Below are 25,191 nucleotides of genomic sequence, written 5' to 3'. Positions count from 1 at the left end.
TTCTCACCGCTGCGATTTGCGGCTCCTGCCGCCGAACAGGGCGAATGCCAGCCCACCGCCGAACAGGACGACCGCGCCGATGATGAAGACCCACAGCGGAATTCCGTCGGAATCGCCACCTCCGCCGGAGTTGTTCTGGGCGTTGGCCTTCGGGCCCGGGGTTCCGTTGCCCGCCTTGGTGAGGGTGAAGGTCCGCTCACCCTTGACCGGGTGGCCGTCGGCGGAGGTGACTCGGTAGCCGATCTTGTAGACGCCGGTCGGGCCGAGTTCGCCGACGGCGACGCTCACGGTCGGGCCGTCCACCTTCGGGTCGCCCTTGGACCACAGATTCCCGTCCGGCCCCACCACGGTGAGTGCTGGAAAGCCTTCCTGCAGTGGTTCGTTGAAGGTGATGCTCACCCGCTCCGGACCGGTTTCGATACTCGCGCCGTCGGCGGGCACGCTGCTGACCGGCGTGGAATGGGCCGCCGCCGTTCCAGCCGCGAGCGCGCCCATGCCGAGAAAGAGCACCCCCGCGACCAACCCGCCGACCATGCGACGCAGGGCGGTGCCACTCATGCCCGGCGTCCGCGGATCACATTGCCGAGACCGAGCGCGACGCCGAGCAGGCCGAGTGCGAGACCGATGCCGCCGAGCCAGCGCGCGGTGTTGTCGGTGTCCTTCGATTGCTCGGAGGCGGCGGCCGAACTGCCGACGTGGTGGCCGTCATGGCCGTCGCCGGTGGCCGCCGCGAGGGTCAGCGTCGGTGCCGGATGTTCGGGTTCGGAACCGTCCGCGCCCATGGGCTGATCCCACTTGACGACCTTGCCGTCGCTGTAGGTCTGAGTTGCCGGGAAGCTGACCTCGTTCTGGGTCGGCAGCGGTCCGACCGAGAGGACGAAGCGCTGGAACTGGCCGGGGCGCACACCGGGCGTGCCGGGATCAGCGGTCCAGGTGACCGAGGTGGCCTCGGCCTTGTCATTGCGGTCGACCTTGGAGTTCCAACCCGGAATGGGTTCGGTGCGGGCGCTCTTGAGATTGGGCAGGGCGACGGTGAGGGCCGTGGTGTTCGCGGTCTCCGATTCGGTCGGCACCTTGAAGGTGATCACCGAGTAGTCGCCCTGCGTCGCGCCGGGTGCGTCGGCGGTGACGTGTGCGGAGGCGGTGCCGCCCGCGAGGAGAACGAAACCGGCGGCGGCCACGGCCGTGCAGGCGCGCGTGATCTGCGTACGCATGGGTGAAGTGCTTTCTGTCCGAAGGGGTTTGGGTGTGGCGGATCAGGCCGACACCGGAGGCGCGCGCGGACCGATCGCGCCGTTCGGATGAAAGCGGTAGGGCCGCGGAACTGGATCGGACCAGCGAACCGGGCGGGTGAGCACGAGCGGTGATCCGGTGGCGGAAACCGCGCGAATGACGCTGGATGCCATCCCGTAGAGCCGCTCGGCCATCAGGATCAGCGCGACGCAGCCGAGCGTTGCGCTCGAGTGCGCCAACAACATCCAGCCGGTGGGCAGATACCGGTCGACTTGCGGTGCGGCGGCGTGGGTGTGGGTGTGGTCGATCAGCCCGGAGAGCACCGCATGCCCGGCGAGCTGTCCGAGCGCGAGCGGACCGAGTACGGCCCAACGGCCGTCGGTGCCCTGCCACAGTCGCCCCGCGGCCCAACCCGTCAACGCCGAAACAAGCAGCAGCAGTGCGGATTCGGCCGAATCCGGAAATCCACCACCCGCCGCACCGTGTGCGGCGATGGCGAGCGCACCGACTGTGCCGCCGACCAGACAGCCACGCGGGCTGCCGGAGGGCTGGCCGGGAGACATCGGGTGGATCAGCTGACGCCGAGGCGCGCCAAGACATCCGCCTCGATACCGGACAGCTCGCTCGAAATCGACGCGTGTACGGCGCGACGGCGCGGCGCGGGCATCTGTTCCGCGGTCCGAATCGCGGCGGTCAGATTGCCGAGTCGATCCTGGGTGGCGGCGACGAATTTCTGGGTCTCGCCCTTGCCCGCCTTGTCGCTGGACTGCGTGCCGATCTTGTCGAGGGCGGCTTCGGTATTGGAGATCCGCGCCTGCAGTCGACCGCCGTGACCGCTGAAGTCACCGAGCTGTTCGACGCCGATGCCGAGCTGATGCGCCCGACGGGTATCGATCCGGCCGCGGATATAGGTCGCGGCACGGTAGGCCAGCGGTGCGAGTACGGGCACCAGCACCCGAGCCACACCGAGGTACTTGCGGACCTGGCTCGCGGTGAACGGATCCCGCTCGGCCTTGGCCGCCACCTTGAGTGCTGCCTTCTCCTCTGCCTGCAATGCGGCGATCTGCGCCTTGGCGACCTTGCTCTGGGTGCGGGCCTCCGCGCGGCGGGCCTTGCGGTCGTTCCTGGCGCCGAGTTTCGCCTCCATGGCGGCCTTGTGCTTGAGGGCCTTCGCCTCGGCCCTGCGGCTCGGCCGCCGCTTGCGCTTCGTGAACAACCCCATCGAGGCCCTCCTGTGTCGAATTTGCCGCGCCTGCGGCCCGGCGTGTTCGCGGTCCCCCGGTGTCTCGCGGCCGACCCTTTCGAGCGACCTGCAAGCAGTCGCTAGCGGCGCGGTCGAGACTCGCGACTTCGTCGCGTGCGCTTCGACCGCTCGACCGCGAGACGGGCCGCGAACGTCGCTCGTAAGACTCGCTCCGAACGGGCTGCGTTGATTCCGAACGGGCTGCGTTGATATTGAATCATCTCGCTGCTCGTCTACCGGGCACAGGTCTACCACGCCGCTCACCGGTGTACCACGCGACTCAATGGCTGCTGTGCGACTCGGGGGCCGACCACGTCATGCGATCACAGAGTTGTCAGGGGTCTGGACCATACTGCGTATGTGTATTCGGGCAGCGGTGACCGCGAGGGTCGCAATCACGAAGGCGTAGCCGACGAGCGGCAGACCGAGTTGAATACTGCGCCGATGCCCGCCGAGCCGACCGCATTCGTCGATGCCAGAGCGTTGATCGGGTGTCGGCACCGCTTGCATTTGAACGCCGCCAATCCGGACCTGCTGACCGGGGTGATCGAGGATGCCGGGGTCCGTCAGCGCCGGGAGGCCGCGACCGCGCATCGCGCCAGGGTGCGTGAAGCGCTGATCGCCGCGGATCCGGACAACTGGGTGGTGATCGATCCGACGTTACGCGCCGGGGAGCGGGCCGCGGCCACCATGCGCGCGTGTGCCGAAGGCGCGCAACACATCTGGGGCGGACTGCTGCCGCAGGAGCCGGATACCGGCCGCCGCGGCGGCTCGGAAATCCTGCTGCGTGACCGTGATCGCGGCGGCTACATCCCGGTGATCGTGGTCAATCACAAGGTCACCGATCCGCGGCAACCCGAACCGGCCGATTTCCACCCCACCACCTCGGACCCGTATCACTGGGATCCGCAACCGGACCCGCATCGCAAACTGCGCCCGCAGCCCCGCGATCAACAGCGGCTCGCGCATCTGTACCGGATGCTGCAGCGGCACGGTCTGGCCAGTCCGGCGCTGGTCGGCGGCGTGATCGGCTACCACTTCGACCGCATCCTGGTGCACGATCTCGGCCCGCTGCTCGCCGATTACGACCGGCGCTATGCCGATCGAATCGCGGTGGTGCGCGGGGAATTGCCGACGGTTCCGTCGAAGGTGCCCGAATGCCGCCAGTGCCCGTGGTGGACGCGCAAAGCACCCGCCGATGAGGCGCGGGTCGCGGGTCAGAGCTGTGAGGGCTGGCTGACCGAACATCGGGACGTGAGCCTGGTCGCGCCCGGTTCCCGCGCCGAGGTGTTGCGCGGCCACGGCGTCGAGACCATCGACGATCTGGCCGCCTGGGTCGGCGACGATCCGGAGGACTGGCAGCACGGCCCCTTCGATGAGGCCGTGGTGACCGCACGTGCCTGGCTCGCGGGTGCACCGCTGGTGCGCCGGGTCGAGCGGGTCTGGGTGCGCCGGGCCGATGTCGAGGTGGATGTCGATCTGGAGAGCTTCCAGGAGTACGGCGCATACCTGTGGGGCACGCTGCTCGACGGCGTGTACCGCCCGTTCGTCACCTGGGATCCGCTGCCCACCGAGGATGAGGGCCGCTCCTTCGGCGAATTCTGGACCTGGCTGATGACCGTCCGCGCCGAGGCCATCGCGGCCGGGAAAACCTTTGCCGCGTACTGCTATTCGCGCACCGCAGAGGACAAATGGCTCTACGAATCGGCGCGCCGGTTCGCGGGTCGGCCCGGGGTGCCGACGGTCGAGCAGGTGCGCGCCTTCGTCGACGGACCACAGTGGGTGGATATGTTCCAGGCCGTCTCCGATCAGTTCATCTGCCCGAACGGCAAGGGACTCAAGAAGATCGCGCCGGTGGCCGGCTTCTCCTGGCGCGATCCGGAGGCGGGCGGGGAGGCGTCGATGAGCTGGTATCGGCTGGCCGTCGGCTACGAGGGCGAACCCGATCATGGTCAGCGCACCCGGCTGCTCGAGTACAACGAGGACGATGTGCGGGCCACCATGGTGCTGCGCGAATGGATGCATCCACGCCCTACGCGCTCCGATGATCCCCATCGCGCCGACGTCGAGGTACCCGGCTTGGCCGACTTCGGGCAGATGTCGGCGATGTCGGATAGGCGCGGCGGTACCATCGCGACGTGACAGAGCACGTCGAACAACTCGAGTTCCAGGCAGAAACCCATCAGCTCCTCGAGCTGATGATCCATTCGGTCTACTCCAACAAGGACACGTTCCTGCGGGAGCTGATCTCGAACGCCTCCGACGCGCTGGACAAGCTGCGGCTGGAGTCCTTCCGCGATAAGGATCTGCACGTCGATACCGCCGATCTGCATATCGAGCTGGCGGTCGACAAGGACAATCGGATCCTGACGGTCAGGGATAACGGTATCGGCATGTCCCGCGCCGAGGTGGTCGATCTGATCGGCACACTCGCCAAATCCGGCACCGCGGAGCTGCGTAAGAAGCTGAACGAGGCCAAATCCGAGGCGGCCGCCGAGGAGCTGATCGGCCAGTTCGGCATCGGCTTCTATTCGACCTTCATGGTCGCCGACAAGGTCACCCTGACCACCCGCAAGGCGGGCGAGACCGAGGGCACCCGCTGGGAGTCGGCCGCGGGCAGCTCGACCTACACCATCGAAACCCTCGACGAGGCCCCGCAGGGCACCACCGTATCGCTGCATCTCAAGACCCCGGACGAGGAGGACCATCTCTTCGACTACACCCTGGAGTGGAAGCTCCGCGAGATCGTCAAGAAGTACTCCGACTTCATCGCCTGGCCGATCCGCATGCAGGTCGAGCGGACCGTCACCGAGGGTGAGGGTGAGGAGAAGACCGAGAAGACGATTCTCGAGGAGCAGACCCTCAACTCCATGAAGGCGCTGTGGACGCGCCCGAAGAGCGAGGTCAGCGACGAGGAGTACAAGGAGTTCTACAAGCACGTCAGCCACGGCTGGGACGATCCGCTGGAGATCATCCCGATGAAGGCCGAGGGCACCTTCGAGTACCAGGCGCTGCTGTTCGTTCCCTCGCACGCGCCCTTCGATCTGTTCACCCGCGAGCACAAGCGCGGCGTGCAGCTCTACGTCAAGCGGGTGTTCATCATGGACAACTGCGAAGAGCTGATGCCGGAATACCTGCGTTTCGTCAAGGGGGTGGTGGACGCGCAGGATCTGTCGCTCAATGTCTCCCGCGAGATCCTGCAGCAGGACCGGCAGATCCAGATGATCCGCAAGCGCCTGGTGAAGAAGGTGCTCTCGACGGTCAAGGAACTGCAGGGTGCGGAAGATCAGGAGAAGTACCAGACGTTCTGGAAGGAGTTCGGGCGCGTCCTCAAGGAGGGCCTGCTCTCGGACTTCGACAACCGCGAGACGCTGCTGCAGGTTTCCTCGTTCGCTTCGACCAACTCCGAGGAAGAACTGACCTCCCTCGCCGCCTACGTGGAGCGGATGAAGGACGGTCAGGACGCCATCTACTACATGACCGGCGAGACCCGTCAGCAGGTCGAAAGCTCCCCGCATATGGAGGCCTTCAAAGCCAAGGGCCGCGAGGTGCTGATCCTGACCGATCCGGTCGACGAGATGTGGGTCGGTTCGGTCACCGAATTCGACGGCAAGCCCTTGCAGTCCATTGCCAAGGGCGAAGTCGATCTGGAGACCGAGGAGGAGAAGAAGGCCACCGAATCGCTGCGCGAACAGCAGGACAAGGACTTCGCCGAAGTGCTCGGCTGGCTCGGCAAGACCCTGGACAACGTCAAGGAGGTGCGCCTGACCAACCGGCTCACCACCTCGCCGGCCTGCCTCGTCGGTGATGTCTTCGACTTCACCCCGATGCTGGAGCGCATGTACCGGGCCTCTGGTCAGCTGGTGCCCGCGTCCAAGCGAATCCTCGAGCTCAACCCGACCCACCCGTTGGTCACCGGCCTGCGCGACGCCTATGACACCCGCAAGGACGACGCCGACGCGGGTAAGGTGCCCGAACTCACCGAGACCGCCGAATTGCTCTACGGCACAGCGGTTCTCGCCGAGGGTGGGGAACTCGAGGATCCGGCCCGCTTCGCCCAGATCCTCACCGAGCGCCTGACCCGCACGCTCTGAAGGTCGATCTGCCAGGAATGGGGGAGACATAACCAGTGAGCGGCTCACATAGGTTCCCAACCTGTGTGAGCCGCTCCCTAGGTCTGCGACGACCCGCCAGGTTGTCGGACGAGACAACTGATTTCCATGGCACATGGGGGTAACTCATCGGGGACGGGCTAAGCCCTGCACCGATTCACCGCTGGGCGCCAACGCGACTATCGTGGCACTTGATCTGGCTTGAATATGCGGGGAGGCGGGCTAGCTAACGTGCCGAATGCGAACGGACCGGTCATCCGGGCCGCACGTGCCGATGACTACGACGCCATCGCCACCGTTATCGATGACTGGTGGGGGCGCTCGGTGCTATCGCATCTGCCCAGATTGTTCCTCGATCATTTCTACCGGACCAGCCTGGTCGCCGAGGTGCCCGGCGCCGGACGGCGGGAACCGACCGACTGGCTGGCGGGCTTTCTGATCGGGTTCCTCTCGCCGTCGGAATCCGATGAGGCCTACATCCACTTCGTCGGCGTCGATCCGCAGTCTCGCAAGAGCGGTCTCGCGCGCGAGCTCTATGAGCGTTCTTCGCGATAGCCCGGGCGAATGACCGCCATATCGTGAAAGCGATCACCTCGCCCGGCAATGACGCGTCGATCGGCTTCCACCGGCATCTGGGCTTCACGGTCGTCGGACCGGTGCGCGACTACAACGGACCAGGGCATCATCTGATCACCTTCGAACGCAAGATCTGATCTGCTTCGCGCACAGTGAGATCGGGCGAAGTTGGTAGGGTCCGGGGGTATCGCCCGGTTAGCCTTGGACGGTCGAAAGGATCGTCAGCTGATGTCTGGTAACCCGCTTGCCGCCGCCGAACCGTGGGATCTCGTCGCCGACGGATATGCCGAATTCGGACCCGCGATCATGGCGGCTTTCTCCGCATATGCCCTCGAACTCGCTGGACTTTCGGCGCAATCGCGGGTGGTCGATGTCGCGGCGGGGCCGGGCACGCTGAGTCTGCCCGCCGCCGAGCGAGTGGCGCGGGTATCGGCCATCGACTTCTCCGAGCCGATGATCCAGCGACTCACCGAGGACGCACGCGCCGCTGGGCTGACCAATATCGAAGCGCGGGTGGGGGACGGGCAGGCGCTACCGTTCGACGACGCGAGCTTCGATGCCGGTTTCTCGATGTTCGGGCTGATGTTCTTCCCGGATCGGGCGAAGGGTTTCGCCGAATTGTTCCGGGTACTGCGTCCCGGTGCCACCGCCGTTGTGTCGAGCTGGGCACCGGTGGCCGAATCGACCCTGATGCGAATGATGTTCGGCGCCTTCGCCGCCGCCGACCCGACCATCTCCGAACCCCAACCCAACTTCCTCAACCTGGAAAATCCGGAGGTCTTCGCGACCGAGATGCGCACCGCGGGCTTCGCCGGGGTGAGTATCCAACGTCACACCAGCACACTGAGTTTCGCCGACTCCGACGAGATGTGGGAGACCATGGTGCGCAGCAGTGCCCCACTGCTGCTGATGCGCCGCACCGTCGGCGAGCAGGTATGGGCCGAACGCGTCGCCCTCATGCGCGCCTATCTCGCCGTCAACTATCGCCCGAACAAACCCCTGTCCACCACGGCATTCCTCGGCATCGGGCACAAACCGACCCTCTGAGACCGGTGGGGGTACGCCCAAAAGCCGAATGGGTGCCCGACCGCCGGCCTTACGATCGACGATCTGGGCACCCAACTGCTATGGGCCTGAATATCCGGGGAGGCGGACGAGCGCAGGCTCTTTAGCGGGGAGCCATGCGCAGCGCGCCGTCCATGCGGATGGTCTCGCCGTTGAGGTAATCGTGCTCGACGATGTACTGCGACAGCTGCGCGTACTCGTCCGGACGGCCGAGGCGCGACGGGAACGGCACACCGGCCTCGAGACCCTTGCGGTATTCCTCGGTGACACCGGCGAGCATCGGGGTGTCGATGATGCCGGGAGCGATGGTGTTCACGCGGATGCCGAACTGGGCCAGGTCACGCGCGGCCGGGACGGTCATGCCGTGCACGCCGCCCTTGGAGGCCGAGTACGCGATCTGACCGATCTGGCCCTCGAACGCGGCGACCGAAGCGGTGTTGATGATCACGCCGCGCTGGCCGTATTCGTCGACCGTCTCGGTCTTGGCGATCGCGTCGGCGGCCAGGCGCATCACATTGAAGGTGCCGAGCAGGTTGACGGTGATGACAGTGCGGAACAGCTCCAGGTCGTGCGGGCCGTTCTTGGACAGGATGCGCCCGGCCCAGCCGACACCGGCGCAGTTGACCACGATGCGCAGCGGCGCACCGGATTCGACGACCTGCGCGACCGCGGCGGCAACTTCGTCGTTGCTGGTGACGTCGGCGGGGATCAGGGTGACGCCGTCGGGCACGTTATCCCCGGCGCGCTCGATGGATTGGGGTACGTCGAGTCCGAAGACGGTTGCGCCCAGATCGGCGAAACGCTTGGCAGTGGCGGCGCCGAGGCCGGATGCGCCTCCGGTGATGATGGCGGCGGAACCCGAAATCTCCACGATGGTCCTCTCGTTCGTGACAGCCAGTTGGCCCTTCGTCAATTGCACCCTAACCGGTGGCATGTGAGAAACCGATCACGGCTCCCTCGCACCCGATGCCGGCCCTATATAACACTGCTGGATAAACGGAAAATTATTTGCGAACATACGTGTTCGCGGCTGGTATCGTCGCTGGTATGAACCTGTTTTCCGCCGCGTCTATTAGCGGGCGCCGGATTCTGATCACCGGCGCGGCGCGCGGCATCGGGGCCGCACTGGCGCGGCAGTTGCACGCGAAAGGGGCGAAGGTAGCGCTGCTCGGGCTGGAGGCGGATCTGCTCGCGGAGGTGGCGCGCGAATGCGGGGACGCACCATGGCGCTACTGCGATATCGCCGATCACCGGCAGGTGGAGCGGGTGGTGAGCACGCTGGTCACCGAACTCGGCGGGCTGGATGTGGTGGTGGCCAATGCCGGGATCGCCAAACAATTGGCCCTGCTCGGCGGGGATCCGGCGGTCATCGAGGAGACGCTGGCGGTCAATGTACTGGGCGTCTACTACACGCTGCGTGCCGCCGGACCGCACATCTGTCATCCGAACGGATATGCGCTGGTCGTTTCGTCGTTGGCGGCTGCGGTGAATCTGCCTTTGGTCGGGGCATACAGCGCCTCCAAGGCCGGGGTGGAGGCGCTCGGCAATACGTTGCGGCACGAGGTCAGGCATACCGGTGCGAAGGTCGGTGTCGCGTATTTCGCCGAACTCGATACCGATATGACCGCGCGCGGCTTCGGTACCGCCGCCGCGCGAGCCATTCTCGGCCGGTCCACGGTGTCGGGAGTCGCACCACTCGGCCCCGCGATCGATGCGGTCGAGCGTGCTATCGCCCGGCGCAAGCGTCAGGTGGTATCGCCCTGGTGGGTAGCGGTGGCGTTGCCGTTCCGGCCGGTCGCGCAGCGCGTCATCGATATCGCGCTGCGCCGCGGGGTAGCGCGGGCGTTGCAGATCGCGCGCACCGAAGATGCGCCCTTCACCACCGACCAACCGGCCAGACCCCGCAAAATGGAGCGACCGGCGTAGCCGGATATTGCCCGCCCGACCCTCGGAGCCACTGAATGACCGAATCCGCCAGCCACGCACGCCAACTCCCGAGGGGGCGACACGGCCTGCCGCGGGAGGAGGTGATCGCCTCGCAGCGCGAGCGGATTTTGAGCGCGATGGCCGAGGCGATGGTCGAGAACGGATACGTCGGGACCTCGGTCGCGGCCATCCTCAAGCGGGCCGGGGTTTCCCGGGAGACCTTCTACGAGCAGTTCCGTTCCAAAGAGGATTGTTTCGAGGCCGCCTATGAGTGGGCCGTCGAATTGCTGATCTCGAATATCGCGAATGCGATCAGCGGCGATGCACGGGATTCGACAAACCCGGCCGATCCCGACCGGATGGGCCGAATCCTCGAGGCCTACTTCGACGGGCTGATCGCTGAACCCGCATATGCCCGCCTCTACCTGGTCGAGGTCTACGCGGTGGGCTCCAAGGCCGTCGCCCGCCGCACCCAACTGCAGGAATCCTTCGTCGCGATGATCGCCGAGGTCCTCGACGCCCGCACCGACCAACAGCGCTTCGCCTGCCAAACCCTCGCCGCCGCCATCAGCGCCATGGTCACCGCCCGCGTAGCGGTCGACGACCTCGCCGGCCTCCGAGCCCTCCGCGAACCCCTACTGGACCTGGTCCGCCGCAGCGGTGATCTTTATGGCGAGGCAATGCTGCGTCAGTCCGAGGTGCGTGCTTGAGCGGCGGTTATGGGACTTCTGCTCGAGGCTGGCTGCCCGGCCACGGCGAATGGTCGAGCAGCGTCAGGCCGGGGACTTCTCTGGACAGCCCGAAACGGCCTGGGCTCGAAGCGCGATCGGTCAGCGCATCTCTTCGGCGGGTTCGGCTACCGCGGCAGGTTCCGAATCGCGCCGGGCGCGGCGCGAACGAATCAGCAGGGCAAGGCCCGCGGCGGTCGGGGCGAGGATGGCCAGTGCGCCACCGGTGAGGATGCCGAGGTCGGGGCGGGTGGCGGCGAGCAGGCTGGCGGTGCCGAAGTAGAGGAACAGTAGGCCGGAGCAGATGCCGATGACATGTTCCGGGAGATGTTTGCCGACCACGATGCCCGCGGCGATGGCGAGGGCATCGGCGGCGACCATGCCGGTGGTGGAGCCGATCCAGACGCCGACCCAGCTGTTATCTGTGGCCAGAGCGGCGGTGGCGAACATGGTCCGGTCGCCGAGTTCGGCGAGCAGGAAGGCGGACAGGACCACGAGGAACGGCGCGGTTGTCGAACGTGGCGGCTTGGGTTCGGCCGGTTCATCCGCACTGCCGAAATGTTCGCGCAGGGTCCACAGGCCGACGGCCAGGAAGGTCAGCGCGGCGACCATGGTGATGGCCCGGGTGGGCAGTGCGGCACCGAGGAAGTATCCGACGCCGACCGAGATCAGGTGCACCGCCGCACTCGCGGTCGCGATGCCGCCGAGTACCACCCACCAGCGGTAGCGCAGCGCGAACGTCAACGCCATCAGTTGGGACTTGTCGCCCAATTCGGCGAGAAAGACGATTCCGACGCTCAGCAATATCGTCGCGATCATGTGGTGTGCACTCCCGGGCTCCGGCCTGCCGGCCCGGAGATCGAATTACGCCTCCGGCCGACAACGAAATAGTTGTCTCGGCCGAAGGTCTCGCCCACCGGATCTGCGCCGGTTCGCGCGACCGGGTCCGCGCCCTCGTGAGGCGGCGGGCCAGTATGTCGACAGCGCGATTGCGGGCTACTCCCCTTCGCTGCCATCGACTGTACCCTGCGAGCGCACTCGAGCCAAGCCGCTGTAATCGAAATCGCAATGCGCACAATAAGTTTGGCGATCCAACCGTCGAGTTTCGGCTGTCCTGACAGATCCGGCAGCACGCGCTTATCCAGAAGTGAGCTAGCCCTTGGCAATCTTCATGAGGTCACCGGATAGCGCATATCGGTCGGTGACTCGCACACGGAGGCAGTTACCGAATTGGCGCGGCTTTTGGCCGTAGCGCAGGCCACGTGCCCATTGTGGGCGGCTGAGACGCAATCATGCCCGTCGCCAGGTGATTTGGTCCGTCGCTATGACGGCACGATCGCACATTCGGCGTCTTCGGCACCGGGCTTGCCGGATCGGCGGTCGAGTCCGGGCTGTCGTATCGGCGTGCCGTCTTCTGGCACTTCCTGCGTACCAAAATCGGCCATTAGCTCGGATATTTCGGCGGAAGCGGCGCAGCACTGCGACCTGTGCGAGGCAGCCACCGAATACGCGGCGGTTGCGAGTGCTCAGGCGGCCAGCAGCATCGCCAGTACGGCGGTGTCGGGATCGCTGATCGGGTCCAGGCCAACCCGGCTCACCAAAGAGGTGACGGTGCCGTCGGATTCGGCCTCGGCCCAGGCTGCCCGATGCTCCAATCCCAGATGCGGGACGCCCGGCAGGAGCACGCAACCCGACGCCACTCCGACGCATTCCGGCAGCGACGGCCGGGTCTCCGAGGGCGGATGCAGCATCAACAGCGCCGCTGGCACATGATCGGCGAACCGGCCGGGCTCGAGCGCCTGATCACCGAGCACCGGCCCCTCGGCGAGGACCAGTCCGACGGTGCCCGGTGCCGGATCATCCGGTAGCTCTTCGCGCACACCGAAGACGGTCGAGGTGGTCAGCAGTCCCGGATACGAGGCGACCCGCACGGCGAGCACAAGTACCTGTGCCCATTCCTTGGTGGTGTCGGGCCAGCGTCCGGAGATGACGAACCCTCGCAGCGATCCGCGGGCCTGGAACGGCGTGATGCCGATGGGTCCGTTCGTTTGCATGATGCCTCCCGTGAGCTAACCGGGGGCGGCTTTGCCCGTCCTCGAACTGTGGATTCTCGAGGATGCGCCACAACTCAGTTGGCACACAAGTACCAAAGAGTGCTAAGCGGACAAAACGAAGCATGTCGCAGGCGAGGGCATTGGTGTTTCGAGCGAAACGAGATCGAGCATGCGACGTTCGCGGCCCGGCTTGCGTCCGAGTCGTCGAAGCACATGCGACGCAGTCGCGAGTCTCGACGGCTCGGACGCAGCCACAAGGGGGCCGCGAACACGCAGCGCCGGAGGCGCCGCAATTGGACTCAGCTCAGCCGAAGATGAGGCCCTTGGCCTGGCCGACAGCGCGCGCGAAGCGCTCCTGCACGTCCTCCCAGTTGACGACGTTCCAGAACGCGGTCACGTAGTCCGCCTTGACGTTCTTGTACTGCAGGTAGAAGGCGTGCTCCCACATGTCGACCTGCAGCAGCGGGATGATGCCGAGCGGCACATTGGCCTGCTGGTCGTAGAGCTGGAAGGTCAGCAGTTTCTGGCCGAGGGTGTCATAGCCGAGCACCGCCCAGCCGGAGCCCTGCAGGCCGTTGGCCGCGGCGGTGAACTGGGCGCGGAACTTGTCGAACGAACCGAACTGGTCGTCGATCGCGGCGGCCAGCTCGCCGACCGGCTTGTCGCCACCGTTGGGGGAGAGGTTCTTCCACCAGATCGAGTGGTTGACGTGGCCGCCCAGGTGGAAGGCCAGGTTCTTCTCGTTCAAGAAGATCGCGCCGTGGTCGCCCGCCTCGCGTGCGGCTTCGAGCTTCTCCAGGGCGGTGTTGACGCCGGCGACATAGGCAGCGTGGTGCTTGGAATGATGAATCTCGTTGATCTGCCCGGAGATATGGGGCTCCAGGGCGCTGTAGTCGTAATCCAGATCTGGCAACGTGTACTCAGCCACGATGTCCCTTCCTAGTGTCTGGGCCGTGTGTGCCCTCGTCTCGAGCACACTCAACCATCATTCGTACACCCGCTGGTTTGCAACCGCGCTCCTTGCCCCCACATTCCGTCGCGTAACTTTCCCGGTCCGCGCGCTGGACGCTCGACGGAACGACTGATTTCATAAATACATGGGTAACTCGCCGGGTACGCCTAAAAGTCAACCAGGCACCGCACGCAGGACCTGAGACCAGGCCACGTGGCACTCGACTCGTATGGCCTGAATACGCGGAGAGGCGGATGAGCACCATGTCCTGGTACGACGAACTAGTCGGACGGGTCCATCTTCCCGAGCCAGAGATGGTGACGCCGGAGCGAGCGCTGCCCGGTCGTCCCGACCCGATACTGGTCTCGGGTACCCATTATGTGAACGGTCGGCCGATCCAGCCGCCGTTTCCGGAAGGTCTGCAGGTCGCGGTGCTGGCCATGGGTTGTTTCTGGGGTGCCGAGCAGGAGTTCTGGCAACTCGACGGTGTCTTCACCACTGCGGTCGGGTACGTCGGGGGATACACCCGGAACCCGACCTATGAAGAGGTCTGTAGCGGGCGCACCGGCCATACCGAAGCCGTGCTGATCGTCTTCGATCCGAAAGTCATCGACTACGCCGGTGTGCTGCGCCATTTCTGGGAGAACCACGATCCGACCCAGGGCATGCGCCAGGGCAACGATCGCGGCACCCAGTACCGCTCGGCGATCTTCACCGTCGACCCGGCGCAGGCGCGGCTCGCACACAGCACCGCGCAGGCCTTCGGCGAACGGCTGGCCGCGGCGGGCTACGGCGAGATCACCACGGGGATCACCGAATTGCCGGGACAGGGCGGCACGGATCCGCTGCGGGCGCTGCCCGAGTTCTTCTACGCCGAGAGCTACCACCAGCAGTATCTGGCCAAGAATCCCGGCGGCTATTGCCCGGTGCACGCCACCGGCGTCAGCTGTCCGGTCGGACTGGGCGCCTGAACCACACAACCGCACACCCGGTGACCGGGTGTGCGGTTGGCGGATGCTTACAGCTGCGGCACGATTCCGGCGCGCATAGTCCGCGGGTCGCCCTCGTCATGCGCCTTCCACCAGCGCACCCCGCCCGCGATGAATTCCTTCAGCGGGATTTCGGTGCCCTTGGCATCGTGAATCGTGATGCCGTCGAACCACACCCGCACGTCTAGTTCGCGCGGGTCGATGCCTTCCTCCTGGGAGAACTCGAGTACGTGCGCTGCGGCGTGCGAGGCGATCTGGGTATCGAAGCTGAGTAGTTCACCCCAGTGCACCCAGCTGCTGTCGTCCACATCGATGAATTCCCAGCCGTGCAGTCGTCCGCCGCCGAAGCTGCTGATTGCCGCGTCCAGATTGTCCAGCTGTAGCGGCAGCACCCTGGCCGCCACATCGTCCCACTCCTGAACGCGCAGCGAGGCCGCGACTCGACTGACACCGGTGAAGGTCAACTTCACGCGGTAGTCCTCGGGCGCGGGTCCTTCGGCCGGAAGCGTCAATACCTCCAGGTCGAGGCTCAGTTGCGCGTTCGCGGTATCGACCTGCACGCCTAGGCATGTGGCCTCGGACAGTGCGGTGTTGAGTGATGTTGTTTCCATTTTGTCGAGTAGCCCCCTGCTCACGTCCATGCGCCCAGGCTACCGACAGCACCTGCGGGAACCCGGTATTTCAGTTATTCGCTGGTGTTCTCGATTTTTCTTGGAACCGATCGGTGATGGGCGGCGTCCAAGTAGATATCGGGACCTGCACAGCCTCAGATCCCGAAGCAGCGGCGAATGACCGCTCCGGGATGGCAAGGAGGGGAGTCCCGGATCGGTCGTTCGTACCGCGACCCGATCCAGCAATCTTCCGGGATCGCCCGCCTGATGCCGGATTCAGTGCATTATCCCTTGTAGATCGACAGCTGGTTGGTAGTCAACGCCTGTGATCGGTGTGCTGTTCGATAGCTGTGGCCTGTGGATCAAGTTGTGGATTATGTGGATAACTTTGACCGAGGTATGCACAAGCGGCCCCGGAGCGGGGCATCGGACGGGAACCAGAAGCACAGAACATACCCGAGGTAACGTGCCGATGTCGAGGCCGTGAAGTACCCGTGGGGCACCGGCCTAGCGGGGCCGGAACTGCCCCGTGGTGCGCCACCCATGGCAGGATCGAAGCGTGACGAGCCCTGAAGTGTCGTCGGTGCCGGTGGAAGCCGTACCGGACGAATTCGATAAGACCGACCGTGTCGCCGCGGACGCCCCGGCGGCGATTCTGCTCGACGTGCGCGAGGACGACGAATGGCAGCTCGGCCACGCGCCGGGCGCGATCCACATTCCGATGGCCGACGTGCCCGCCCGGGTCGACGAGCTCGATTACGACGCCCAGCTGTATGTGATCTGCCGACAGGGCGGCCGATCCATCGAGGTGGTCAAGTACCTGGCGCACATCGGATACGACGCGGTCAATGTCAGCGGTGGCATGGTGGCATGGCAGCGGGTGGGTCGACCATTGGTTGCCGACGGCGATCACCAGGCGAAGATCTACTGAGGCAAGAGAGCGAGGCACGCGGCATGAACGTCAGGCCCGGAGGTGGCAGCCTGCGTAACCACGGAGGGCCCGGGCGTGCCGCAAAGGAGACACGCGGCATGAACGTCAGGCCCGGAGGTGGCAGCCTGCGTAACCACGGAGGGCCCGGGCGTGCCGCAAAGGAGACACCGTGAGTACGGCGGTACAACCTTGTGCGCGCTGTGGCGCGCGCTGGGCGGTGCAGACAACGCCGATGCACTGGTGCCCGCGCTGCCGTGGCGTGCTGTTGTCACCGGCGCCCATCGATGCCCCCGCCGAGCGGCGCAATTACCGATGGGTGGCGCGCCGCCCCGATCAGCGCGGCCGCAAGCTGAGCTCGGGTCGGCCGCGACCACCGGTGGAAACACCGCGCTACCAGCAGATTCCACGCTGGGGCCTGCTGGATCCGCCGGTCGAGTCCGCGCCTGCGCCACAACGTCCGCTGGACCGGCTGACCAATCGGGCCGGTGTGCTACTCATCGCGACCGCGGCGGTTTTCGCGGTCGCCGCCTGCGCCGAACTCGGGCGCTATCTGATCCTCCTGCGCAACCGCACCCGGTTGATCCCGTCATGGCTGCTACACATCTCCGATGCCATGGTGTGGCTTTCCGCATTGCTCGGGCTCACACTCGGGTTGATCACCGCGATCGCGATGCTCGGCTGGTTGATCGAAACGCGTCGGGCCGCCTTCGCCGCGGTCGGCCGCCGCGACCCACGGTTGGCCCGGACGCTCGCGCTCGGCTGTCTGATACCGGGGGTGAATCTATTGTGGCCCGGTGTTTTTCTCACCGAGACGGTCGCTGTGCGTCCGGCTCCGCGGACACTGCGGGCCGTGCGCATCTGGTGGGTGGGCTGGGTGCTCGGCGCGGGCTGCACGGTGGCGGCCCTGTTGTGGCGGACCGCGGATACCCTGCAGGCCAAGGCGGACAGTGTGCTGTTCACAGGGTTCACCGATCTGGTCGCGGCCGGGGTCGCGGTGCTGACCCTCTGGGTGCAGCGGTCGATGAGCGGTCGTGATCTGTTCGGCCGCACCAGGATCGCGCGCCGGTGGGTGATCGCCGTCGATCCGGCGGTGCCCGTCATCGAACCGGTGCAGCCCGGTGGCGGCGCGTCGAAGCAGCCCGAGCCGGTCGCGCTCGAAACAAGTACACCGCACCGTGAGCATGAGGAGGTTTTGGCCAAGTGAGCCAGGGCAGTCGCGCACCGTTCGTCGTCGCGCACCGGGGAGCGTCGGCGGCGCGCCCGGAACACACGCTCGCCGCGTATGAGCTGGCGCTGCAGGAGGGCGCCGATGGCGTGGAGTGTGATGTCCGGCTGACCAGGGACGGCCATCTGGTCTGCGTGCACGACCGCACCGTGGACCGGACTTCCTCGGGCACCGGACTGGTCAGCGAAATGACCCTGGACGAACTCGGGGGACTCGATTTCGGGTCCGATGGCGCACCCGCATCGGTACTGACCCTCAGCGAGCTGATCGAGCTGGTACTCGATTGGCGCAGTAGGCCGACCAAGCTGTTCATCGAGACCAAACATCCGGTGCGCTACGGCGCGCTGGTGGAGAACAAGCTGCTCGCCGAACTCCAGCGCTACGGCATCGCCACCCCCGCCTCCGCTGATCACTCCCGCGCGGTCGTCATGTCGTTCGCGGCCACCGCGGTTTGGCGGATCCGGCGTTCGGCACCGCTGCTGCCAACGGTCCTGCTCGGCGAATCATCGCGCTACCTGGGCGGCAGTGCCGCGACCACGGTCGGCGCCACCGCCGTCGGTCCCTCGGTGAAAACTCTGCGCGACCATCCGGACCTCGTCGACAAGGCCGCCGCCGCGGGCCGCGCCACCTACTGCTGGACGGTGGACGATCCCGACGATGTGCGCCTGTGCGCCGACCTGGGCGTCAGCTGGGTAGCCACCAACCACCCGGCCCGCACGAAGGCCCTGCTCGCGGCTGCCTGAGTCGAATCGGTTTCCACCGCTGGGCGAGCGCATAGCCGAGGACGAACGAACCGCTCGGGCGACCACGACGGAGCGAGTCTTACGAGTGGCCGTTCGCGAGACGCCAGGGGGCCGCGAACACGCCGCGCCGGCAGGCGCGGCAAATCGAACACAGCCACTGTAGTTTGACCTGCCGTGGGTAAAAGCAAGCGCAATAGTCCGAAGCCCGGAGGGAACCGGGCCCAGCGTCTCGCCGAGCGGCGGGCGGCTCTGGAACTGCAGGCGGCGCAGTCCGGTGCGCGTCCGTTCGAGGGGCTGGCAGCGGAGTGCGATCTGGTCGCGCTGCGCGAATTCGTGCCGTCGGCGACCGCGACGCTGCCGCTGTCGTCCGATATCGCGGCGGAGCGTTCCGTCGTGCTGGCCACGGTATTGCCGGGCGCGGTCGCCGGAATGGTGCGGGCGGGCGAGCCGCCGACCGGATACGTCGCCACGCAGGTGCAATTCCAGGGTCCGGATCCGGCCGCCGATATCGCGGCGACGATTCTGTGGACACAGTCCGCCGAACCCGGCGAATCGCTGACCGCGGCCGAAAGTGTCGAGGGCGGACCGCGTTTGGCCGATGTGATCGATGCGGACGCGCAGTTGGAACTGACCGTGCACCAGGACTTCGACTGGTGGGTCCCCGAGGGTGTGCAACCTGATCCGCAGGTCGCCGCGACCATCGAACAGGCCAAGCAGGCGATAATGCCGTCCGCGCGACTGGATCTCGGCGATTCGATCGGTGCGGGCTGGTGGGTCGATGCCGGTGATAAGGCACATCTGCGCTGGGTGCGCCCGGAGAACGAGGACGAGCTGATGCTGGCGCTGGCGCGGCTGCACGCGTCGGGCGGACTGCATCTCGGCGAGGGTTCCCGGTTCGCGGGCTCCTTCCGCACGCACGGCCTGCTGGTGCCGGTCTTCGACCTGGATCCGGAACTGCACGCCAGCGAGTGGACCAAACCGGCGATCGAATTCGGGGAGCGCCTGGCGGCAGCGCTGGCCGATGAGGCTCCGCTCTCGGCGGACGAGCGCCGTTCCCGAGACGGGCTGCGGTCGCGTCAGATCACTCTGCGGTGATTTCGAAAAAGCCACGAAGAATTTTGTGAAACATCCTCCTTTCTGATCGTTGCTCGGTTAGGTTCTCTGCATCACCGAAAGCTGGTGGTGGTGAGCGAAGTCTCACCGAAAGATGAGGAAAGTAGGACCATCATGGAAGTCATTCTGACGCTGCTCAAGACGCTGCTCAGCTCATTGAGTGCCGCATAAACCGTAATGCGGACCGCGGGGTTGCGACCCCGCTCGATTCATAGCGACAGGGCCGGCTCGTCGCGACGAGCCGGCCCCGATGAATCGCGAATTTAAACGCTGCCGCCCGCGGCAGAAGGAGCGCCGGAAGCGTCGCTGGGACCACTCATTTCCCGAGCGACGAAATCCTCGAGGTCGAACAGATTCGCCCCGGCGCGATCGGCGATGGTGAGCAGGGTCGTCATATTGGCGACCTCCTCCACCTGCTCCTTCAGGAACCACTGCATGAACTGTTCGCCCAGGTAATCGCCCTCTTCGCGAGCCGTGCTCGCCAACTGGATGATCTGGTCGGTGACGTTCTTTTCCTGCGCGAGGGCCAGTGCGATCGGTTCGCGAGCATTCTCGAAATGCGATTTCGCGGCGTCGATACCGGAAAGTTCGACGCTGATATCCCGGTCCAAGAAGTACCGCACGATCATCATCGCGTGATTACGCTCTTCGACCGCCTGCGCATAGAAACGCTTGGCCAGCTGCGGCAGATCTGCATTGTCGAACCAGACCGCGATCGCGATGTATTGATGCTCGGCATTGAATTCGTGCCGGATCTGATCGTGGAGCAGGCCGTGGAATTTGCTGCGTGGGGACTCCGGATGGCTGGACATGGTTGCGACATTAGCGCTGGTCAAGCCGCGTGTCATCCAAGTGCAGCCTTATTGAGGCTAGTATTGCCTAATTAATTTTTGGCCGCACCCGCCATTCTCGGGGCGGAAATATCGGCGCGCGGTGTGGTGCGCAGCTCGCGCGAGATGAAGTCCTCGACGTCGAACAGATCGCCCGCGGCACGGTCGATGACCGTCAGCAGGGTGGTCATCCCGGCGACGTCCTCCACCTGTTCCTTGAGGAACCACTGGATGAACTGCTCGCCGAGGTAGTCGCCCGCCGCCCGCGCGGTGCTGGCCAACTCGGTGATCTGCGCATTGCGGGCGCGCTCGGATTCCAGCAGGAAAACGACGGCGCCGCGCGGTGATTCGAAACTGGATCGCACGTCGTCCAAGCCGCCGACCTGCACTTCCAGATTGCGGTCCAGCAGGTACTGCACCATGCGCAGGGCATGCGAGCGGTGCTCGGCGGACTTGCCGTAGCTGTGCCCGGCCAACTGCGGAAGGCGCTTCGAATCGAAGTAGACCGCGGCCGCCAGATACTGCTGCGAGGCGGTGAAGCCACGACGGATCTGGTCGCGCAGCAGGTCCGGGAACGGCTCGTCGGCATCGGTATCTGGCATACGCCCGACGCTACCTCGTCAGCAGATCGTCCGGGATCGGTTGGTCCTTGGCGAGGTCATCGAAGAATTGACCCGCACGTTGCTTATCCCACAGCAATACATTTCCGCTATCGGTATCGGTGAAGCCGCCGATCGGGACGGTGGTCGCCACGGTATCGCCGCGCATCGCCCAGCCGAGCTGGCCCAGATTCCAGATGTGATCGCCCTTATCGACCTTCAACGATTTCGCGGTATCGCTGGTGAGCGGCCACAGCGTGAACGGATTGGCCAGCGTGCCCGCGCTGGTCGCCTTTTTCAGCAGGGCGGCCATGAACAGGCGCTGGTTGTTCATCCGGTCGATATCCGCGAGGGCGGTCGCACGGCTGCGAACGAAGCCCAGGGCCTGCGGACCGTCCAGGGTTTGGCACCCAGCCGCCAAATTGATGCCCGCGAGCGGATCGTCGATGGCCTTAGGCACACAGACATCGATGCCGCCGAGGGTATCGACGATGCCCGCGAAGCCGCCGAACCCGATCTGCACGTAGTGATCGATGTGCACGCCGGTGGCGGTTTCGACGGTCTGCACCAGCAGCGGCGCACCGCCGAAGGCGAAGGCGGCGTTGAGTTTGTCCTTGCCGTGGCCCGGAATGCCCACATACGAGTCGCGCGGCAGGCTGACCAGCGTGGTCGAACCCGACTTCGGGATATGCACGAGCATGATCGTGTCGGTGCGCTCGGGTCCGACCTCACCGCCGGTGGCGAGTTCCTGTTCCTGATCGGGAGTGAGCCCAGCCCGGCCGTCGGAGCCGACGAGCAGCCAGTTCGTGCCCGGGGTATCGCCGACGCGGTCGGAGTAATTTGCGAGTGCATCGATCCGATTGAGCGAGCCGTCGAGTTTGATTACCGCGCCGACCACCGCGAGGACCAGCACCACCAACAGCACGAGAAACCAGCGGAACAGGTGCAGTTTGCGACGGCGGCGCGGTGGGCCGGGTTCGCGTTCCCGGCGCGACGGCGGCAAGGAGGGTGGCGGCGGGGGGACCTCGCGGCGCGGACGCAAGTTCTGCGGGGCCTGGTAAGGAACCGGCTGCTGGGGCGGCGCATAGCCGGGGACGCCACGAGGCTCCCGGTACGGCTGCGGCTGCTGCGTCGGCGCATGGGGCGGCCTGCGTAGCGGCATTCGCGTTTCGGGCGGTACCTGCGAATATGCCAGTGGCTGTGCGGAATCCGATCCGTCGCGGCGGATGACCTTGGTGGGGTCGACATGCCTCGGATCCGGACCTGGTCCGCGACGACCCGGCGGATGTGGTTCGCGCCGCTGCGGCGGCATGGACGGCGCACCGGGATTTCCGAAGGGTTGCGGCACCCGGCGCGTCCGGTCGTAGCGCTGGGGGTCGTCGCCGTTCATCACACAGACTCTACTGTTCGAGGGCCGTCGGGGGGCTTGACGAGCGGCCGGAAGTGGGTGCGCTCGGGGTGAGCGCTCGTCGATAAATTCGTCGCGCGGACCCGCGGATGTTACGGCAACCAGGAAACGTGACCGCGTAGCAATGTATAGCCGATATAGGCGACCGCGTCGATCGTCGCGTGGGCCAGCACCAGCGGCCACAGCCGGTTGGTGCGCTGCCAGAACCGGCCGAAAATCACCCCCATGGCCAGATTGCCGAGCCCGCCGCCCAAGCCCTGATACAGGTGATAGCTCCCACGCAGCAGTGCCGAGGCCAGCAGCGACCGGTTCTCCGACCAGCCGAGCCTGCGCAATCGGGTAATGAGATAGGCCACCACCAGGAGCTCCTCGGCCGCCGCATTCGCACAGGCGGAAACAATGAGTGCGGGCAAGCGCCACCAATGGTCACCGAGTGAACTCGGCACGATCGTCACGCTGAATCCCAGCGCATGTGCGGTCAAATACAGCCCGAGCCCGGGCAGCCCGATGATCGCCGCGAGGATCAGCCCCGGCAGCACATCGGAACGCCAGCGGACCCTGGCCAACCCGACCATCCGCGGCCCGCTCCCGCTGCGCCACAACAGATACAGCCCGAGCGCCCCCCACCCGGCCAGCCGCAAGGCACTGAGCAGCTGGAACAGCAGGTCGATGGTCGATTGCGCCGCCCGCGTCGGATTCAGCGCGACCGTCTGCCCGCCCACCCCGCCCGGCGACAGCGCACTCTCGAGCAACGACAGCGCCGCATTCAAACCACTCAGCCCGAACGTCACCACCAGCACGACCAGGATTTCGAGCCGAATCCCAATCCGCTCCCGATCGGTCAGCTCGGGCTCGTCCCCGGCACCGGTCTCAGCACGCATGCGTCCGAATCTATTGCCCGCACCGTTCCGGCGTGTGCTGTGCGGGACGCGTCGGGTTGATCAGTGGTTTTGTCATCGCGATCGCGGTCACCCCCGATCCGCTGATCGAACACCACCACCATGCCGGGCGGGCGCGGAGTCGCCGCACCGCCGCAGCCTGCGACCAACAGGTATGGCGCAACGAATTCGCGTTGCGGACGGCATTGTTGCTGGTTCAAGATCGGTTGCACTGGCCACCGGGTCGCTTGCTGGGTGTCGCCTCACTGGCGAGGCGTGGCCGCTGTGGCCGCCGTCGGGGATGGTGGTGGTGTTCGATCAGCGGTTCGGGGTGGCGCAGCGAATCCGGGTTGCAGACCGCATCGTTGCTGGTTCAAGATCGGTTGCACTGGCCACCGGGTCGCTTGCTGGGTCTCGCCTCACCGGCGAAGCGTGGCCGCCCGAGATGGTGGCCCTGTCCGGTGCTGCCGGTTGGGTTGGTACGCGTCTGCTCGGTGAGGTGCGTCGCTGCTGACGGTCGAGGCGGGTGATCTTCGCTGCGGTGTACCTGCGGGGCGGGTTGCGGTGCACCGGGTTTCGGTACCTGGCGCAGGCCGGCGGTCCGCATCAGATTCGGCGCAGGCCGTTCAGGAAGGGACAGCCTGCGAGGGTGCGTACAGCGCGGCTGAGGGATTCGATGTCGTCGGCGGGGGAGTTGAACGGGAGGCGGAAGTCGTGGTCGCCATCGTGGCCTTCGATGCGCAGGGTCACGCCGTAGCGGTCGATGGCCAGTGGGTGCACGGCGCCGGTCTGCAGGCGGGGCGGGAGGTGGCGGGCGAGTTGGGCGATGATGTCGGCGTGGTCGGTGTCCATATGCTGCAGCCAGGCCGATTCCAGTGCGCAGAAGGGGTCCGGTTGGGCCAGTCGGAGTTCGTCGACGCAGACGGATTCGGCGCCGGTCGAATCGGCCAGCACCGCGGAGTTGATCATCACGCGTAACAGGGTCGAGCTGTAGCCGACATCGAGCAGGTCGGGATGCGGATAATCTCTGGCGACCTCGGAGGCCAGCGCCCGCAGCGCCTGTGTCGGCACCGCCCGCACCGACCCGCGCAGCCACACCAGCGCCCGCACCGGTTCCCGCAGCGGCAGTGGCGCGTGATCAGTGAGCTCCAGCACCGCCGGTGCACCGCTCTCCCCCGAATTCCCGGCCAATACCGCCGCCATGGACGCGGTCGACACCGCGATCACCGCATCTCCGCACTGCCGCACGTGATGCACCGAAATCGGCGTCGGGTCGATGCCCGGCATCGCCAACACCGCCTGCTCCGCATGGGCACATGCACTGCGAACCCGCTCAGCGGTAGACGGTGCAACAGTCGGCTTCAGCATGCAGACCTCCGAGTCACGCGGTGTAATTAGGTTACCCTAAGCTAAGTCAGGCTCCCGCTTTCCGCAAGCGCTCCAGCCTCGAATCCCCCTCGATCTCGACCTGTCGCCGCACCGACGGTGTGCGTCCCAGCCCTTGCGGGAGTCCTTCGCGAGCGGGCAGAAGAGAGCGCGTAGACCGCACGTCCGCGTTCAGCTGACGACGTCATTTCGCTGAGACGGCCCCCGGTTCAGCTGTTCTGCAAACTCGCGATCGGCCGCGGGAGGTTCAGCGGCGGCCTGGCGTATGGGATGGTCGACGGTCGTGGTGCCTCATCGGTTCAACTCCGATTCGATGGGGCAGCCCGTAGCCGGACGCCCCGGTATTCGCAGTGACGTTTCCGTCGGCGTCGGTCAGCCGGGCTGGACCGTGAGCGCCGAACTCACTATCGCCCGGCCGTCCGAGATCGCCCTCCACGAGAAGAACCTTCGGCCTGCTGGACGAAGGGCCGCACACGGCGACTCCACCCGCGCGAGCAAGGTCGATACATGTCGAGGGGCGGCCGGGTGGCGAGCAGCTGGATGTGCGCAGGTGGCCCCAGGTGCGTCGGTGGGCGTGGCTACGGTGGAG

The 25,191-nt window shown here is 66.1% G+C and carries 24 protein-coding genes and 1 pseudogene; 11 read left to right on the top strand and 14 right to left on the bottom strand.

Annotation, left to right across the window (positions count from 1 at the left end):
* Nucleotides 1-3: 3 nt before the first annotated feature.
* From ACIBJI_RS28075 to ACIBJI_RS28060, 4 genes are read right to left on the bottom strand one after another with little or no spacing between them, the layout of a single operon-like run.
* The gene (locus ACIBJI_RS28075) at nt 4-558 is read right to left on the bottom strand and encodes a copper resistance protein CopC (protein WP_396958455.1); all 555 of its coding nucleotides are present in this window, start codon (nt 556-558) and stop codon (nt 4-6) included.
* Complete coding sequence (locus ACIBJI_RS28070; protein WP_364350941.1) at nt 555-1,214, bottom strand: YcnI family protein; 660 nt, start codon at nt 1,212-1,214, stop codon at nt 555-557. Before ACIBJI_RS28070 ends, ACIBJI_RS28075 begins: the two co-directional genes overlap by 4 nt.
* A 42-nt stretch (nt 1,215-1,256) precedes the next feature.
* Complete coding sequence (locus tag ACIBJI_RS28065; RefSeq protein WP_364350944.1) at nt 1,257-1,796, bottom strand: hypothetical protein; 540 nt, start codon at nt 1,794-1,796, stop codon at nt 1,257-1,259.
* A gap of 8 nt (nt 1,797-1,804) precedes the next feature.
* Complete coding sequence (locus ACIBJI_RS28060) at nt 1,805-2,455, bottom strand: DUF6474 family protein (RefSeq protein WP_364350947.1); 651 nt, start codon at nt 2,453-2,455, stop codon at nt 1,805-1,807.
* 465 nt (nt 2,456-2,920) lie between these two features.
* Here ACIBJI_RS28060 and ACIBJI_RS28055 point away from each other — a divergent pair, with 465 nt between their 5' ends.
* From ACIBJI_RS28055 to ACIBJI_RS28040, 4 genes and pseudogenes are all read left to right on the top strand, one after another.
* Nucleotides 2,921-4,618 (top strand): TM0106 family RecB-like putative nuclease, encoded by a 1,698-nt coding sequence (locus tag ACIBJI_RS28055; protein WP_364351145.1) that lies wholly within the window; start codon nt 2,921-2,923, stop codon nt 4,616-4,618.
* Nucleotides 4,615-6,570 carry a molecular chaperone HtpG gene (gene htpG / locus ACIBJI_RS28050; protein WP_364350950.1) on the top strand — a complete coding sequence of 652 codons (1,956 nt, stop codon included), beginning with the start codon at nt 4,615-4,617 and terminating at the stop codon, nt 6,568-6,570. Before ACIBJI_RS28055 ends, htpG begins: the two co-directional genes overlap by 4 nt.
* Nucleotides 6,571-6,795: 225 nt before the next feature.
* Nucleotides 6,796-7,301: pseudogene (locus ACIBJI_RS28045) on the top strand (GNAT family N-acetyltransferase).
* A gap of 91 nt (nt 7,302-7,392) precedes the next feature.
* A complete protein-coding gene (locus ACIBJI_RS28040; RefSeq protein ID WP_364350956.1) occupies nt 7,393-8,211 on the top strand; it encodes a methyltransferase domain-containing protein in 819 nt (272 codons plus the stop codon).
* Nucleotides 8,212-8,332: 121 nt separating this feature from the next.
* Here ACIBJI_RS28040 and ACIBJI_RS28035 read toward each other — a convergent pair whose 3' ends face one another.
* A complete protein-coding gene (locus ACIBJI_RS28035) occupies nt 8,333-9,100 on the bottom strand; it encodes an SDR family NAD(P)-dependent oxidoreductase (RefSeq protein WP_364350959.1) in 768 nt (255 codons plus the stop codon).
* A 176-nt stretch (nt 9,101-9,276) separates the two neighbouring features.
* Here ACIBJI_RS28035 and ACIBJI_RS28030 point away from each other — a divergent pair, with 176 nt between their 5' ends.
* Nucleotides 9,277-10,155 carry an SDR family NAD(P)-dependent oxidoreductase gene (locus ACIBJI_RS28030; RefSeq protein WP_364350962.1) on the top strand — a complete coding sequence of 293 codons (879 nt, stop codon included), beginning with the start codon at nt 9,277-9,279 and terminating at the stop codon, nt 10,153-10,155.
* Nucleotides 10,156-10,190: 35 nt separating this feature from the next.
* The gene (locus tag ACIBJI_RS28025) at nt 10,191-10,865 is read left to right on the top strand and encodes a TetR/AcrR family transcriptional regulator (RefSeq protein ID WP_397086623.1); all 675 of its coding nucleotides are present in this window, start codon (nt 10,191-10,193) and stop codon (nt 10,863-10,865) included.
* 120 nt (nt 10,866-10,985) lie between these two features.
* Here the strand turns inward: ACIBJI_RS28025 and ACIBJI_RS28020 are convergent, their stop codons facing one another.
* The 3 genes from ACIBJI_RS28020 to ACIBJI_RS28010 all read right to left on the bottom strand — a co-directional run bounded on the left by ACIBJI_RS28020 (nt 10,986) and on the right by ACIBJI_RS28010 (nt 13,865).
* Nucleotides 10,986-11,702: a TMEM165/GDT1 family protein gene (locus tag ACIBJI_RS28020; RefSeq protein WP_397086621.1), complete on the bottom strand. Its 717-nt coding sequence runs from the start codon at nt 11,700-11,702 to the stop codon at nt 10,986-10,988.
* A 707-nt stretch (nt 11,703-12,409) separates the two neighbouring features.
* On the bottom strand, nt 12,410-12,937 hold the full coding sequence (locus ACIBJI_RS28015; RefSeq protein WP_364350971.1) for a peptidase: 528 nt from the start codon (nt 12,935-12,937) through the stop codon (nt 12,410-12,412).
* Between the two features lie 304 nt (nt 12,938-13,241).
* A complete protein-coding gene (locus tag ACIBJI_RS28010) occupies nt 13,242-13,865 on the bottom strand; it encodes a superoxide dismutase (protein WP_040685719.1) in 624 nt (207 codons plus the stop codon).
* A gap of 287 nt (nt 13,866-14,152) precedes the next feature.
* On the opposite strand from ACIBJI_RS28010, the gene msrA reads away from it, so the two are divergent.
* Nucleotides 14,153-14,860: a peptide-methionine (S)-S-oxide reductase MsrA gene (gene msrA, locus ACIBJI_RS28005; RefSeq protein WP_364351148.1), complete on the top strand. Its 708-nt coding sequence runs from the start codon at nt 14,153-14,155 to the stop codon at nt 14,858-14,860.
* A 47-nt stretch (nt 14,861-14,907) separates the two neighbouring features.
* On the opposite strand, the gene ACIBJI_RS28000 is transcribed toward msrA, so the two are convergent.
* Nucleotides 14,908-15,519, bottom strand: coding sequence for a hypothetical protein (locus ACIBJI_RS28000; RefSeq protein ID WP_364350975.1), 612 nt, complete (start codon nt 15,517-15,519; stop codon nt 14,908-14,910).
* A gap of 529 nt (nt 15,520-16,048) precedes the next feature.
* On the opposite strand from ACIBJI_RS28000, the gene ACIBJI_RS27995 reads away from it, so the two are divergent.
* From ACIBJI_RS27995 to ACIBJI_RS27980, 4 genes are all read left to right on the top strand, one after another.
* Nucleotides 16,049-16,420, top strand: a complete 372-nt coding sequence (locus tag ACIBJI_RS27995; protein WP_364350978.1) for a rhodanese-like domain-containing protein — start codon at nt 16,049-16,051, stop codon at nt 16,418-16,420.
* Nucleotides 16,421-16,589: 169 nt separating this feature from the next.
* Nucleotides 16,590-17,624 (top strand): DUF4328 domain-containing protein, encoded by a 1,035-nt coding sequence (locus ACIBJI_RS27990; RefSeq protein WP_396958451.1) that lies wholly within the window; start codon nt 16,590-16,592, stop codon nt 17,622-17,624.
* On the top strand, nt 17,621-18,388 hold the full coding sequence (locus ACIBJI_RS27985; protein WP_364350984.1) for a glycerophosphodiester phosphodiesterase: 768 nt from the start codon (nt 17,621-17,623) through the stop codon (nt 18,386-18,388). The genes ACIBJI_RS27990 and ACIBJI_RS27985 overlap by 4 nt, the downstream gene beginning before the upstream one ends.
* A 174-nt stretch (nt 18,389-18,562) precedes the next feature.
* On the top strand, nt 18,563-19,483 hold the full coding sequence (locus ACIBJI_RS27980) for a DUF5926 family protein (protein WP_364350987.1): 921 nt from the start codon (nt 18,563-18,565) through the stop codon (nt 19,481-19,483).
* A 281-nt stretch (nt 19,484-19,764) separates the two neighbouring features.
* On the opposite strand, the gene ACIBJI_RS27975 is transcribed toward ACIBJI_RS27980, so the two are convergent.
* The 5 genes from ACIBJI_RS27975 to ACIBJI_RS27955 form a co-directional block, all read right to left on the bottom strand.
* Entirely contained in the window at nt 19,765-20,313 is a 549-nt protein-coding gene (locus ACIBJI_RS27975) for a ferritin (RefSeq protein WP_364350990.1), read from the bottom strand.
* 71 nt (nt 20,314-20,384) lie between these two features.
* Entirely contained in the window at nt 20,385-20,933 is a 549-nt protein-coding gene (locus tag ACIBJI_RS27970; RefSeq protein ID WP_396958449.1) for a ferritin, read from the bottom strand.
* Nucleotides 20,934-20,943: 10 nt separating this feature from the next.
* A complete protein-coding gene (locus tag ACIBJI_RS27965; RefSeq protein ID WP_397086618.1) occupies nt 20,944-22,320 on the bottom strand; it encodes an LCP family protein in 1,377 nt (458 codons plus the stop codon).
* A gap of 110 nt (nt 22,321-22,430) precedes the next feature.
* Nucleotides 22,431-23,219, bottom strand: coding sequence for a CPBP family intramembrane glutamic endopeptidase (locus ACIBJI_RS27960; RefSeq protein ID WP_364350999.1), 789 nt, complete (start codon nt 23,217-23,219; stop codon nt 22,431-22,433).
* 603 nt (nt 23,220-23,822) lie between these two features.
* Nucleotides 23,823-24,584, bottom strand: a complete 762-nt coding sequence (locus ACIBJI_RS27955; RefSeq protein ID WP_364351002.1) for a DUF2470 domain-containing protein — start codon at nt 24,582-24,584, stop codon at nt 23,823-23,825.
* Nucleotides 24,585-25,191 lie beyond the last annotated feature (607 nt).

Source organism: Nocardia sp. NPDC050408 (genome assembly GCF_044458905.1).
In the GTDB taxonomy this organism is placed as follows: Bacteria; Actinomycetota; Actinomycetes; order Mycobacteriales; family Mycobacteriaceae; genus Nocardia.
The sequence above is the reverse complement of the archived record's forward strand: the minus strand, read 5'-3'. Positions and strand labels throughout refer to the sequence as shown.

What these genes read in the sequence shown, in the direction of transcription:
- ACIBJI_RS28025 (WP_397086623.1), top strand. Translation starts at nt 10,191, where the DNA reads ATGACCGAATCCGCCAGCCACGCACGCCAACTCCCGAGGGGGCGACAC.
- ACIBJI_RS28000 (WP_364350975.1), bottom strand. Translation starts at nt 15,519, where the DNA reads ATGGACGTGAGCAGGGGGCTACTCGACAAAATGGAAACAACATCACTC.
- ACIBJI_RS28065 (WP_364350944.1), bottom strand. Translation starts at nt 1,796, where the DNA reads ATGTCTCCCGGCCAGCCCTCCGGCAGCCCGCGTGGCTGTCTGGTCGGC.
- ACIBJI_RS27960 (WP_364350999.1), bottom strand. Translation starts at nt 23,219, where the DNA reads ATGCGTGCTGAGACCGGTGCCGGGGACGAGCCCGAGCTGACCGATCGG.
- ACIBJI_RS28075 (WP_396958455.1), bottom strand. Translation starts at nt 558, where the DNA reads ATGAGTGGCACCGCCCTGCGTCGCATGGTCGGCGGGTTGGTCGCGGGG.
- ACIBJI_RS27975 (WP_364350990.1), bottom strand. Translation starts at nt 20,313, where the DNA reads ATGTCCAGCCATCCGGAGTCCCCACGCAGCAAATTCCACGGCCTGCTC.
- ACIBJI_RS27970 (WP_396958449.1), bottom strand. Translation starts at nt 20,933, where the DNA reads ATGCCAGATACCGATGCCGACGAGCCGTTCCCGGACCTGCTGCGCGAC.
- ACIBJI_RS28070 (WP_364350941.1), bottom strand. Translation starts at nt 1,214, where the DNA reads ATGCGTACGCAGATCACGCGCGCCTGCACGGCCGTGGCCGCCGCCGGT.
- msrA (WP_364351148.1), top strand. Translation starts at nt 14,153, where the DNA reads ATGTCCTGGTACGACGAACTAGTCGGACGGGTCCATCTTCCCGAGCCA.
- ACIBJI_RS28060 (WP_364350947.1), bottom strand. Translation starts at nt 2,455, where the DNA reads ATGGGGTTGTTCACGAAGCGCAAGCGGCGGCCGAGCCGCAGGGCCGAG.
- ACIBJI_RS27955 (WP_364351002.1), bottom strand. Translation starts at nt 24,584, where the DNA reads ATGCTGAAGCCGACTGTTGCACCGTCTACCGCTGAGCGGGTTCGCAGT.
- ACIBJI_RS28055 (WP_364351145.1), top strand. Translation starts at nt 2,921, where the DNA reads ATGCCCGCCGAGCCGACCGCATTCGTCGATGCCAGAGCGTTGATCGGG.
- ACIBJI_RS28020 (WP_397086621.1), bottom strand. Translation starts at nt 11,702, where the DNA reads ATGATCGCGACGATATTGCTGAGCGTCGGAATCGTCTTTCTCGCCGAA.
- ACIBJI_RS28030 (WP_364350962.1), top strand. Translation starts at nt 9,277, where the DNA reads ATGAACCTGTTTTCCGCCGCGTCTATTAGCGGGCGCCGGATTCTGATC.
- ACIBJI_RS28015 (WP_364350971.1), bottom strand. Translation starts at nt 12,937, where the DNA reads ATGCAAACGAACGGACCCATCGGCATCACGCCGTTCCAGGCCCGCGGA.
- ACIBJI_RS28040 (WP_364350956.1), top strand. Translation starts at nt 7,393, where the DNA reads ATGTCTGGTAACCCGCTTGCCGCCGCCGAACCGTGGGATCTCGTCGCC.
- ACIBJI_RS27965 (WP_397086618.1), bottom strand. Translation starts at nt 22,320, where the DNA reads ATGAACGGCGACGACCCCCAGCGCTACGACCGGACGCGCCGGGTGCCG.